Origin of the sequence: Methanogenium marinum, from assembly GCF_028912405.1 — an archaeon.
Lineage (GTDB): Archaea > Halobacteriota > Methanomicrobia > Methanomicrobiales > Methanomicrobiaceae > Methanogenium > Methanogenium marinum.
Map to the genome: position 1 here is coordinate 2,021,742 of NZ_JAKELO010000002.1, position 11,698 is coordinate 2,033,439.

An 11,698-nucleotide genomic window follows, 5' to 3' on the forward strand; every position below is an offset into this window, starting at 1 on the left:
GTTGCCTTCCGGATAAAATTTCTTTGTGCCTTTTATGGTATTCAGATGAATTTCGCCAGTCCATACCCAAGGGTAGATGATGCACCACAGACAAACATGGAAGATAATGGGCGTCGTCAGAGGAGACTATTTTCCGTACGGATCATACCGTCCCCACCAGGAAGATATGCTGGATATGGCAGCTGACTGTGCACGGGAAGGTGGCATCGGGATGATTGATGCCCCGACAGGGAGCGGGAAATCAAGTGTAGTTTCAGCCCTCCTTGAAGAGGCAAATGGCAGAAAGGTCATTGTTGCTGTACGGACGGTCAGCCAGCTCAATACGTTTATGCGTGAACTCGAACTCGTTCGGAAAAAACAACCGAAGCTGCGCTATGCCTATCTCGTGGGAAAACGGCAGATGTGTCCGATGGGGGGTGAAGGGGATACATATCGTATATGTGAGGGTCTGAAGGCATTCTCCTCTTCACTGATGCGGGAACGTGCGCGGAAAGGTGCGCATGTGCCTGCCAATGATAAAATAATTAGTGAACAGATTCGACTCCAGGACATGGAACATCCCCTTCTGTGTCCCTATTTCATCCGGAGCCGGGTATTTGTAGAGGGGGCAGACGGCCTGCGAATGGTGCCCTCGGCCACTCTTAAGACGCGTGGAGATCAGGTGGCACGAACAAAGGTAAATCCTGACCGTCTTCATGAATTTAGTAAAGGTCTCTGTCCGTATGAGGTGATGCTGCAGGCGGCACGGGATGCTGATGTGATTCTCCTCAATTTCCATCACCTCTTTAACACAGAGATCCGTGACCAACTCTATCTGTCACTGGGAATTGAAGCGGAAAATGCACTTTTGCTCGTTGATGAGGCACACAATTGTGGAGATACTGTTGAGAGTATACAGTCAGTTACCCTTATTCGGGGCTCTCTGGATTTGGGTATGACTGAACTGGGGAGAATGCGTGGGCGTGTTGCAGGAGCCGATGCTCTCCTGAATATGCTGCCCCGTGTCGGGCAGTTTATGGACTCCCTGCAGCGTTCATTCAAGGAAGAGGACTGGTTTGACCCTTCCAATTTTGTCCGTTTTGTTCTGACCGGTAGTCTGTATCAGCGTATCGATGATATCGTTGACGACCTTCTCCGGGCAGAAGAGACCTATCATGAAGCACAAAAACAGGCAGGGGACTTTAAAGAAAGTGCTGTAGAACGACTTACTGCCTTTTTCTACCGGATCATGCGGGCGCTTGATGACCCCGCATTTCTCACACTCTACCGGAAAAAAGGAGACGAAATCTCTCTTCAGGTACGAAATATCGACCCGTCATCTACCATGAAGGACATCGCTTCCTATCATGCCTGTGCCATCTTTATCAGCGGTACACTCTCTCCCGTGGAACAATACCGGCGCCTCTATTTTGAAGACCTGCCGGTAAAGACACTCACTCTTCCGAATGCATTTCCGGAGGAGAACCGTGCGCTTTTTTGTGCACAGGATGTCACATCCACCTATCGGATGCGGCGGGATGCCGGAAACACCGGGCGAATTGAAGAGTATATCCGCAGTTTTGCAGCCCTCCACGGAAGTCTGGCCGTCTACTTTCCATCATATGAGTTATTGGATAGGTTCACGGCAGGGCTTCCGTCACGTCTGTATCACAAGAAGGTCTATATTGAATCTTCTTCGTCCTCAGATGCGGCAAATGACCTTCGGGAGTTTATGTCCCTCCCGTCACGGGGAGAATATGGCATTCTCTTTGGTGTCTGTGGTGGTAAATGGAGTGAAGGGCTGGATTATCGGGGGGAACTTCTCTCGGGTGCACTGGTATTTGGCTTGCCGCTTGCGCCGTTCTCCGAAGTACGGCGGATGACGAACCAGTATTTCAAAAACAAGTTTGGGCGGGAGGGTGAATTCATCTCATACACTATGCCTGCTATTAATCGCGTCCTGCAGGCATTGGGACGTGTGCTGCGCACACCGGAAGACCGGGGTGTTCTTTTGATTGGGGAGAGTCGGTTTTTTGAGTCTGAAGTCCATGGTGGTCTCCCTCCCTGGATGCAGGAAGAGATGATACCATGTACGATCTCCTCATTTGCTGATGAGGCAAAAGGGTGGCGCTGAAATCCGGTGCCTGCCGTTTTAACCTCTGGTGGGTTCATGTGGACTGGTCTGAAGAATGTATCCATCGCGTGTCTTTTGCAAAGACTGGTGAAGAGGGGCCAGTGCCGCCTGCCATTCGGGCATACTGCACTGGCAGCATTCGTGCAACTCCTCCCCTCAAATCTGTTGCAACGGAAGAAAATGCGCCTTATGCTGCAGTGTATCGTGCGGTCTGCAGGATTCCATATGGAAAGACTGCCACATACGGAGAAATTGCACAGGAGTGTGATACATCGCCCCGGGTGGTGGGAATAGCAATGCGACGGAATCCAACCCCGCTTGTCATCCCGTGCCATCGTGTTGTGGCAAAGGGCGGGCTTGGTGGTTTCACTCCTGACATCTCAATAAAAAGTGCTCTTCTTGCAATGGAACAGAAAGAATAGCTGTGTGAATTGTATTTTTTGCCGTGGGTATTCATCCATTGGGAACTGTAGATTGTCTTTTGTTCCTTTGTTTGTCCCTTCTGAATATTTTGTCCTCTCCGGATATGCCTGGAATCATCAATTTATTGGTGATATTACTCGTTTTTTAGGTTTTTTCCTGCAAATCGGCGATAAATGTTGGAATATCTATGACTTTGGGACCCGGAAGATGAAACACTCTGGCCATCTGTATGGAACAGGCTTCCTCCTGAACTGAAATAATGACCATTTAAATGTACTGAGGGCATATCTATCATCTACTGGAATACTATGAAGATAGCAGTACTTGGGGCAGGTGCAGTCGGGCTTTCCATTGCAGCCCGTCTCTCATCACTGGCAGAGGTTCATGCAGTATCACGAGCACGACATGCAGATGCTGTCACACGCCTTGGGCTGAGGCTCACGGGCCTCTGGGGCGACGCAACCTGTTTTATTCCGTGCACGACAGACCTTCCGGACGATGAATATGATTATGTCTTTATCACGTCCAAGGCGACACAGACACGGGAAATTTGTGAGGAGTTTGGGAACCGGTTTGGGAACGCTGCTGTTGTCTCAATTCAGAATGGGATTGGGAATGAGGAGATAATCAGTGAATATACCGACAATGTGATTGGTGCTATGATCATCACCGGGTTTGAATGGCGGGGTGATGCTGATATTTATATATCTGTTATTGGAGGAGATGCACAGTTTGGCCTGTTCCCGGATGGATGCGATGAACGCGTAACATCCCTTGTCAGTCTTTTTGAAGAGGCAGGAATTGTCGCTACCGCAACAGATTCAATACGTTCTGCTATCTGGGGGAAGACCATCTATAATGCGGCATTAAATCCGCTTGGTGCAGTGATGGGAGTGCCGTATGGTGCCCTTCTGAATCCGTATGCCTGGGAAGTGATAACAGACATTGTACAGGAGGCCTATGCTGTAGCCGATGCAGAAGGAATCACGCTGGAGCATTCTACCGCAGATAGTTATTTGGACTACCTGCACGATGTGCAGATCCCTGCAACATTCAGTCACCACTCATCCATGTATCAGGCACTTTCAGCCGGGAAACGCACGGAAATTGCCTTTATGAACGGGGCACTGGTTACAAAGGGAGAGGTACACGGAATTCCCACCCCGGCAAATATTTTTATCACCCGTCTCATTCGGTTCCGGGAATCACTGGGAGATTCGTGATTAATTCATGCGTTCAGGTATAATTCTTGCCGGCGGAGAAGCCCGCCGGGCGGGAGGCCGGGAAAAATATTTCTTCAGTCACTGTGGTGAGACCTTCATCTCGCGTCTGGTCTCCACCCTGAATGAAGTCGTTGACGAAGTCATCATTGTTGCCCGTGACAGTGAACAGTGTGGGCGGTTTTCCAGTATTGCCGGTGTCAGGGTAGTTCCCGACCTGTATCCGGGTCGTGGTCCTGTAGGCGGCATTCATGCTGGTGTCTGTGAGGCAGAAGGAGACCTCGTTTTTGCCGTTGCCTGTGATATGCCCTGTGTCAGTGGTGCGGTGGTTGAGTATCTCTTCCATGTCGCAGAAGGGTTTGGTGCTGCCATCCCGCGCTGGGAGAACGGGATGACAGAACCTCTCCATGCGGTATACCAGAGGCAGGCACTGGTTGAGCGCTTTATGGGTGCTGAGGCGCATTCGATGCGTGATCTCGTGGCCGGTCTCTCAGTAAACTATGTGGACTGCAATCTTCTTCGCCGGTATGATTCTGATCTCATGACCTTTACGAATATCAATCATGCAGAGGATCTCGCCCGTCTTCGTGCGGTTTTTCCGGAGGAATGATTTTGGTGGTCAGATTTCATGTCATCGCAGTGGGAAAAGTGAAGGAACCATTCTACCGGAACGGAGTTGCGGAGTATACTCGGCGACTTACCGGGATGGCGGAGTTTATCGTAACTGAAGTGGCAGACGAACGCCTTCCTGACAATGCCGGTGCAGCTGACCGGGCACGCATTCTTTCAAAAGAAGGGAGCCGCGTTCTTTCCCATGTCCGTCCACAGGACCTGTGCATTGTTCTTGATGTCGGAGGAAAACTGATGACATCAGAAGCATTTGCCCAGTATCTGAAAGGTGCAATATTGGAAGGAAACAGCAGAATCACTGTTGTCATTGGTGGAAGTCTTGGGATTGCCCCTGAGGTACGTTCGCGGGCAGACTTGCTGCTCTCGTTTGGATTCATGACATTTCCGCACCAGATGGCGCGGTTGATTCTTGCAGAACAGATTTATCGTGCTGCGATGATCAATGCCGGCCGGCAGTATCACCGGTAAAAAAGATAAAATGGTTATTTATTCTCTTTCTCCAGAATTTTCTGTATCTTCTGTTCTTCCCAGTCTTTTCCAAGGAATTTTTTGCCGCCCCAGACTGATGCCGCATGCATCACAACAGCGATTCCCCAGAAGAATGTTACCCAGTAAAACCACCAGTTCCCCCATGAGGTGACTGCATTGACCGTGAAGAGAAGGAGATTGATGAAGATATACATTGCAAAGTGGGTGTAAAATCCTTTGATTTCCTGTACGTGCGCCTGTGCCCTGCGATAAGCTTCATCTTCCATGCTGTCCAGAATAGCGGGCGGAGGGCAAAAATGTTTTGGGGTCTGCTTCACGGGTTCACAAAAGAAGGGTCAGAAGGATTTTCTGCGTCCTGACGCATCCCGTGCGTATGACCCGAATTCACTCTCAACAATTATATCTCCGGTAAATACCGGCCCATCACGGCAAACCCTGAGTCCGGTTGGATCAATGCAGCACGACCCACAGATTCCGACACCACATTTCATGTAGCGGTGAAGGCTGAACTGTCCGTTTTCCGGACATCCTGCCTCAATAAGAATAGCGAGGACCGCCTTCATCATCACTTCAGGGCCACATACACAGATGGTGTCATAGGATGTCGGGTCTGCAGCACGCAAAAGGTCTGTCACAAACCCGTGGTGCCCGTATGTGCCGTCATCGGTAGCGCACTGAAGGTTGGTGCATTTGGCAAGTTCTTCCGGGAACAGCAGTTCATCTGCCGTCCGTGCACCCAGAATGAAGTCATCTGCAACGCCGGATGTGGCAAGGAGGCGCAGTGGTGCTGCCCCAACACCACCTGCAACGGCGAGCGTTCTGCCGGAGGGGGTAAATCCGTTTCCAAGCGGCCCTTTTATTCCAATCTCGTCTCCCCTGCTGAGAGCAAAGAGTGCTTCAGTAGCCTCTCCCACCTTCTGCACGGTGATGGCATTCTGTGCGGAAAATGCCATGGGTATTTCATCTGTACCGGGTACCCAGACCATGCAGAAATGGCCCGGCTCTGCCGGAAACCGGCGGGAGAATACAAATGTTCTGATGGACGGTGACTCTTCAATGATCTCGGTGATTACAACCGGAACAGAGGGTATCTCACGCATGGGCGCACCCCACAATATCTTCCGGGCATTCCCCACCGTCACGGCGATACAGGCTTTCTGTTATCTGCCGGAAAATTTCTGTATCTTCAATGACTGCACTGCCGATTTCAACCGCGGATGCGCCGGCCATCATCATCTCCACAACATTGTCCGCACTTGAAACGCCACCACACCCGATGATGGGTATTTCACATGCTTCATACAGTTCCCATACACACCGGACGGCCACCGGGAAGATGGCGGGACCGGAGAGTCCGCCCATGCCGTTTCCCAGCACCGGGCGCCTGAAATTCGTTGATATTCGCATGGCTTTCACGGTATTCACTGCCACAATGGCGTCAGCCCCGCCGCGTTCTGCAGCAAGACCTATTTCTGTAATGTCGGTAACATTCGGGGTGAGTTTTACCCAAACCGGAAGCCCGGAATGTTTGGCCGCCCGTGTGCATTGTTCAACCATATCCGGGTCCGCCCCCACTGCCGCGCCATATCCCTCAGCATGCGGGCAGGAGAGATTGAGTTCAAGCGCCTGTACTCTGCCTGCAAACCAGTCTGCCACCTCCCCGAATTCTTCGGGTGTGCCGCCGAAGATGGACGCGATGACTGGCGACTCTGTGAGTCCGTCGAGTTCCCCGATAAAATCATGGGAAGGGTTTGGAAGACCCATTGCGTTCATCATTGCACCGTCATAGACCGCTACGCAGGGGCCTTTATGGCCTTCTTTTGGTTCCGGCCCGATTGACTTTGTCACAACGCCTCCTGCTCCTGCTCTGAGCATCCGTGCAAGAGATGCACCGGTTGTCCCCAGCACTCCTGCTGCAAGCATACAGTGATTATGCAGCCTGACGCCGCCCACTGTTATCTCTCCCGGAATTAACGTAACCATCTGGTTAAAAATTGTAGTTATTTATTATTAGCATACCCATAACTGATCCATGACCAGCCTCTCGGTGATGGGTGTCGGAAAGATCGGTGGTGAGGTAGCGTACCTTGCGTCAGTGCTGGGAATTGCAGATGAAATCTGTCTTTATGACAGCAATGCTGCTCTTGCCCATGCACAGGCGCTTGATATTCTCCATACGGGTATCGATCTCTCCGTCTCAACAGACCCTGACGATATCAGCGGGGCTGATATTGCAGTATTTTCTGCAGGTATAGCACGGACGCCTGATATCAAAACCCGTGCAGACCTCCTCTCGGTAAACCTTCCTGCAGCCGATGACTGCGCTGCATTTCTGGAAGGGTATTCAGGTGTTCTCATTACGATAACCAATCCAATGGATGCAAATAATTATTATCTGCATCGCCGCTGCAGCATTCCCCGTGAACGGTGTATCGGATTTGGAGGTCAGCTTGATGCGGCCCGTTTTAGTGGATATCTGGGAGAGTATGGTATTCCGGGTGATGCATGGGTGCTGGGTGAGCATGGTGAACACCAGGTGCCTCTCTTCTCAACCCTGCCGGGGGATGTCCCGGAAGATATACGCAATGAAATCCTGGGAAAGATGCGCCGGTCAAGTATGGAAGTTATCCGGGGCAAGGGCGGGACAGTATTTGGGCCGGCCTGGCATATCGCGAGCCTTATACGTAATGTGGCTGACAATACCCACGCCGTACTGCCGGTGTCCTGTGTCCTTGATGGTGAGTATGGTGTTTCCGGTTGTTCTCTTGGTGTTCCCGCACGGATAGGGCAGAGCGGGATTGAAGAGATTATTGAATGGGACCTTGACGCCTGGGAAAAGGCCCGGTTCATGGAGGCGGCGGCGGCATCCTGTGCGCTCTGCAGGAGAGCAGATGAGTAAAAATGACGGGCTCAGCCTTGCGATAAACCAGGTTGAGTATGCAAACACCCCCGACGGACCAGTGGTCTATATCTTTGGCCGTGATCCCTCAGGAACGGCCCATCAGATAGATGTGACCGGTTTTCAGCCATATTTCTATGGGCCCCAGGGGAAGGCCGATTCCCTCCCGCCTCATCCGAAGACAGAGGTTGACACTACGGCAGTCTATACCTCCATCCGTGGAGAAACACTCCGGAGAATTTATACCCGGTCACCTGGCGATGTCCGTGATGTGCGCGATTATTATGAACCGCATTATGAAGCAGACATTCCTTTTGCCACCCGCTACCTGATAGACAGAGGTCTGACTGGTGGGGCCATCGTCCCCGGCACACCTGCAGATTACCGTGACATCATACCTGCAGAAGTAGATGCACCTGCCCGCGTCTGTATGATGGATATAGAGTGTGAGGATGAACGTGGGTTCCCGGAGCCAGCCCGTGATGCCATCGTCTGCATCACCTGCCACGATTCATTTGATGACGCCTATGTGACACTCTACCGCCACCCACCGGGACATGAGGGTTGTGTTGTGCCTGTCCCTGTCCGTGAGAATCATCAGATAATCATCTATCCTTCAGAACGTGAACTCCTGAGGGGTCTTGCCGCATATATCAGTGAAAAAGATCCTGATATCCTCTCCGGCTGGAACTTTGTTGATTTTGATATCAGTTATATCACAAAACGCATGGAGGCGATTGGGCTTGAACCTGATTCATTATCCCGGATTCCTGGTGCCGGTGCCAGAAATCCCCTTCGTGGAAGGGCACTCTTTGACCTTCTGATGGGATACCGGAAGATGCAGAGTTCACGAAAGGAGTCATACCGCCTGGATGCCATCGGAGAAGAAGAACTGGGGGAAGGCAAAATCCGATACACGGGCACCCTGTGTGCACTCTGGCGGGATAATCCTCAGGATCTGGTGGCATACAATCTTCGTGATGTTGAACTCTGCGTGGGCATTGATGCGAAGAGTACAATCATTGGGTTCTACCGGGAAATTGCCCGGTATGTGGGCTGTCCACTGGACCGGACGCTCAACTCATCGAATGTAATCGACATCTTTGTCCTCCGGAAGGCATTTGGCAAATATGTACTCCCTTCAAAGGGGTTTGCAGCAGGTGATGAATTTGAGGGTGCAACGGTCTTTGATCCTTCACGGGGAGTGAAGGAGAATGTTGTTGTGCTTGACTTAAAGTCCCTGTATCCAATGTGCATGATGACCATCAATGCATCAATGGAAACAAAAGATCCGGAAGGGGAACTCCATGCACCCAATGGTATCAGGTTCAGAAAATCTCCGGACGGGCTGACGCGGAGTATCATCGCAGACCTTCTTAATGAGCGCGATGAGAAGAAAGCACTAAGAAATACCTTTGAATATGGCTCACCCGATTACCTGTTGTATGATATCCAGCAGAATGTCCTCAAGGTGATTATGAACACCTACTATGGTGTCTCAGGGTATGCCCGGTTCCGTCTGTATGACCGGGACATCGGATCGGCAGTCACCTCAGTGGGACGGGCGATAATTGCTCATACCCGTGACGTGATCACCGGGATGGGATACTGCGTTATTTATGGAGACACGGATTCCTGTATGATTGAACTCCCTGTCGCAGATACAGAGAAGACAATAGCGATGGCACGGGCGATTGAGTCGCGCCTCAATGAGAGTTACGGTGACTTTGCACGCAACGAGCTTGGCGCCGAAACACATTATTTTTCCATTAAATTTGAGAAGATATACCGGCGTTTCTTCCAGGCAGGGAAGAAAAAGCGGTATGCGGGACAACTTGTCTGGAAAGAGGGGAAAGAGGTCGATAAAATTGATATCGTCGGCTTTGAAATAAAACGTTCTGACTCGTCTCAGGTGACAAAAGAGGTCCAGCAGCATGTCATGGAACTCATTCTCCGGGGTGCAGGCAAGGCTGCGGTTAAATCATATCTTGGTGATGTGATCAAAAAATACCGAAAAGGGAACTATTCTCTTGATGAAATAGGTACTCCCGGTGGCATAAACAAAGCACTGGACAGTTACAAGAACAAGGATGCACATGTCAGGGGGGCAGAATATTCCAACAAATACCTGGGGACAGGTTTTGTCTCCGGGAGTAAACCCAAACGTGTGTATATCCGAAAGGTAACGGGAAAATACCCGAAGACCGACGTTGTATGCTTTGAATACGCGGATCAGATCCCGCCAGAATTTGTAGTAGATATTGAAAAGATGCTGAACCGGTCGGTTGAACAACCGATATCACGTATCATTGAGGCAGTGGGCTGGTCCTGGCAGGAGATGGATCCGTCACACACGACGCTTTCGGACTTCTTCTGAATCCACGATTCTCGTGTACGTATCAGTTGTCCGGGCCCGATCCCATCTGATCCTTGCCGGGAATATCCCGTGGGATCTCCATCAGGTCGAGAGGCATGGAGGTTGTGGGATATATTTCCTGTACCATTTTCTTTCGTTCCATCGTTGTTTTAGGGTGGTATGTAAAACAGGTGCTGGATTTTTTGTAAGGCAGTGTCCTGGAAAATCCAGATTATGAATTTTCTCTGATAAATTGTATGATTTTTACCTATCACTGAAATTATCCCCATATGTGTTGACAGTATATGCCGGGGATGAAGGGGCATCTTTCCTGTTTTATTTTTGTAATTTTTTTTGTATGTGTTTGTCCGGCCCCTTTCCCAGGAGAAAGAGTATGGACGTAACGGTTAACGAATGGAGACGAAGTGGTATGTAAATAATTTGTATGTATTCCCGCACAAATGAGTGAAAAGGTTTCATTTCCTACAAAATACCTGATAATCATGTGATGGTTCATATGGATTATTTCATCGTCACCGCCCCCCGGCGCTATACAAAATGGTATTGCTCTTTTATATTCAAAGGCGTCCCCATGGCACCTGTGAGGATGTGCTGTATGTTGAAATGTTTTCTTTGAAGGAATATCATTTTTGTATGAATACATATCAAAATTGGTTATTTGAGAATCCGCAAATAATATGAGAGTTGTATTGGAAAAATTGAATAAATATTTTGTTGTGTATATTTTAGGAAGTACCTGTTCAACAAGTCAGGTAGTGTCCATTGGCATGGCGGATGCTGGTTCGAGGTACCGTATGTTTATGGCAGTAGCGGTGTGCATGACTCGTTGCATTGAAGGTAATCCGGCATGAACGTAAGGCTTGTTTTTGTGCCTGCTCTCTCTGTTTTAATTCGGTTTTCACCTCCTGTTATACATTACAATCCCGGAGAAAGCATATAATTATTGAGGATTGTGCATATGCCTGGCTCAATACACTATATATTGATTAAGAGGGCCGGATGTTTTGTGCCTGTTTTGCCAGAAAAACGGGATTATAACTGCAGCAGACAGAGATCAATAAGTCCCTGTGCCCAGATGTAGACAGCTTCCATGTTTCGGTAATCACCTGGCTTTACACCTGTGATCTTCATTACCGTTTTGTCTTTGAATGAAAGCTGTTCTTCTGCTATTTTACCTGCAAAATATCCAATATCCCTGAGTTCAATATGCTCTCTTACCGGGTCAAAGGCAGCAGATGCAGCCTGCTTTTTGTCTGGTGAAATATCTAGGAGTGAGTATCCTGAAAGAAAGCCTATCACGGGTATTTCATGCAACATATTCTTATGAAGGCTGGCAAATGTTACCAGTTCCGGAAGCACTTTGCCATAATAAATGGGGCTTCCGATGATCACTGCACTGTAACCGGAAATATCGAATATTTCCTTTACATTTCGTACATCGACATCACGATCATGCTTTTGAAGACCTTCGGCGATTGCTGTGGCAATTCCTTCTGTTGCACCATATTTGGTGGCGTATATGACAAGTATCCGATTATTCATGGTAT

11 protein-coding genes are annotated in these 11,698 nt (G+C 49.6%); 7 read left to right on the forward strand and 4 right to left on the reverse strand.

From position 1 onward, the window contains the following. Positions 1 to 106: 106 nt before the first annotated feature. From L0665_RS10090 to rlmH, 5 genes are all read left to right on the forward strand, one after another. Positions 107 to 2,113 carry an ATP-dependent DNA helicase gene (locus tag L0665_RS10090; RefSeq protein ID WP_274925557.1) on the forward strand — a complete coding sequence of 669 codons (2,007 nt, stop codon included), beginning with the start codon at positions 107 to 109 and terminating at the stop codon, positions 2,111 to 2,113. Further along, entirely contained in the window at positions 2,104 to 2,535 is a 432-nt protein-coding gene (locus tag L0665_RS10095; protein WP_274925558.1) for a methylated-DNA--[protein]-cysteine S-methyltransferase, read from the forward strand. The genes L0665_RS10090 and L0665_RS10095 overlap by 10 nt, the downstream gene beginning before the upstream one ends. 309 nt (positions 2,536 to 2,844) lie before the next feature. After that, entirely contained in the window at positions 2,845 to 3,759 is a 915-nt protein-coding gene (locus L0665_RS10100) for a ketopantoate reductase family protein (RefSeq protein ID WP_274925559.1), read from the forward strand. 7 nt (positions 3,760 to 3,766) lie between these two features. Further along, complete coding sequence (gene mobA, locus L0665_RS10105; protein WP_274925560.1) at positions 3,767 to 4,366, forward strand: molybdenum cofactor guanylyltransferase; 600 nt, start codon at positions 3,767 to 3,769, stop codon at positions 4,364 to 4,366. Positions 4,367 to 4,371: 5 nt separating this feature from the next. Then, positions 4,372 to 4,854, forward strand: a complete 483-nt coding sequence (gene rlmH / locus L0665_RS10110) for a 23S rRNA (pseudouridine(1915)-N(3))-methyltransferase RlmH (RefSeq protein WP_274925754.1) — start codon at positions 4,372 to 4,374, stop codon at positions 4,852 to 4,854. Between the two features lie 14 nt (positions 4,855 to 4,868). On the opposite strand, the gene L0665_RS10115 is transcribed toward rlmH, so the two are convergent. From L0665_RS10115 to L0665_RS10125, 3 genes are all read right to left on the reverse strand, one after another. After that, positions 4,869 to 5,141: a 2TM domain-containing protein gene (locus tag L0665_RS10115; protein WP_274925561.1), complete on the reverse strand. Its 273-nt coding sequence runs from the start codon at positions 5,139 to 5,141 to the stop codon at positions 4,869 to 4,871. 69 nt (positions 5,142 to 5,210) lie between these two features. Next, positions 5,211 to 5,975 (reverse strand): dihydroorotate dehydrogenase electron transfer subunit, encoded by a 765-nt coding sequence (locus L0665_RS10120; RefSeq protein WP_274925562.1) that lies wholly within the window; start codon positions 5,973 to 5,975, stop codon positions 5,211 to 5,213. Further along, positions 5,968 to 6,858, reverse strand: coding sequence for a dihydroorotate dehydrogenase (locus tag L0665_RS10125; RefSeq protein ID WP_274925563.1), 891 nt, complete (start codon positions 6,856 to 6,858; stop codon positions 5,968 to 5,970). Before L0665_RS10125 ends, L0665_RS10120 begins: the two co-directional genes overlap by 8 nt. Positions 6,859 to 6,907: 49 nt before the next feature. Between L0665_RS10125 and L0665_RS10130 the strand changes: the two genes are divergently transcribed. Together L0665_RS10130 and L0665_RS10135 are read left to right on the forward strand one after the other, a co-directional pair. Then, on the forward strand, positions 6,908 to 7,774 hold the full coding sequence (locus L0665_RS10130; RefSeq protein ID WP_274925564.1) for a malate dehydrogenase: 867 nt from the start codon (positions 6,908 to 6,910) through the stop codon (positions 7,772 to 7,774). Then, entirely contained in the window at positions 7,767 to 10,151 is a 2,385-nt protein-coding gene (locus L0665_RS10135; protein ID WP_274925565.1) for a DNA-directed DNA polymerase, read from the forward strand. Before L0665_RS10130 ends, L0665_RS10135 begins: the two co-directional genes overlap by 8 nt. A 1,032-nt stretch (positions 10,152 to 11,183) precedes the next feature. Here the strand turns inward: L0665_RS10135 and L0665_RS10140 are convergent. After that, a complete protein-coding gene (locus L0665_RS10140; protein ID WP_274925566.1) occupies positions 11,184 to 11,693 on the reverse strand; it encodes a flavodoxin domain-containing protein in 510 nt (169 codons plus the stop codon). Between the last annotated feature and the right edge of the window lie 5 nt (positions 11,694 to 11,698).

Excerpts from the sequence above, each read along its gene's own strand:
- L0665_RS10090 (WP_274925557.1), top strand. The coding sequence starts at position 107 with ATGGGCGTCGTCAGAGGAGACTATTTTCCGTACGGATCATACCGTCCC.
- L0665_RS10100 (WP_274925559.1), top strand. The coding sequence starts at position 2,845 with ATGAAGATAGCAGTACTTGGGGCAGGTGCAGTCGGGCTTTCCATTGCA.
- mobA (WP_274925560.1), top strand. The coding sequence starts at position 3,767 with ATGCGTTCAGGTATAATTCTTGCCGGCGGAGAAGCCCGCCGGGCGGGA.
- L0665_RS10115 (WP_274925561.1), bottom strand. The coding sequence starts at position 5,141 with ATGGAAGATGAAGCTTATCGCAGGGCACAGGCGCACGTACAGGAAATC.
- L0665_RS10120 (WP_274925562.1), bottom strand. The coding sequence starts at position 5,975 with ATGCGTGAGATACCCTCTGTTCCGGTTGTAATCACCGAGATCATTGAA.
- L0665_RS10125 (WP_274925563.1), bottom strand. The coding sequence starts at position 6,858 with ATGGTTACGTTAATTCCGGGAGAGATAACAGTGGGCGGCGTCAGGCTG.
- L0665_RS10130 (WP_274925564.1), top strand. The coding sequence starts at position 6,908 with ATGACCAGCCTCTCGGTGATGGGTGTCGGAAAGATCGGTGGTGAGGTA.
- L0665_RS10135 (WP_274925565.1), top strand. The coding sequence starts at position 7,767 with ATGAGTAAAAATGACGGGCTCAGCCTTGCGATAAACCAGGTTGAGTAT.
- L0665_RS10140 (WP_274925566.1), bottom strand. The coding sequence starts at position 11,693 with ATGAATAATCGGATACTTGTCATATACGCCACCAAATATGGTGCAACA.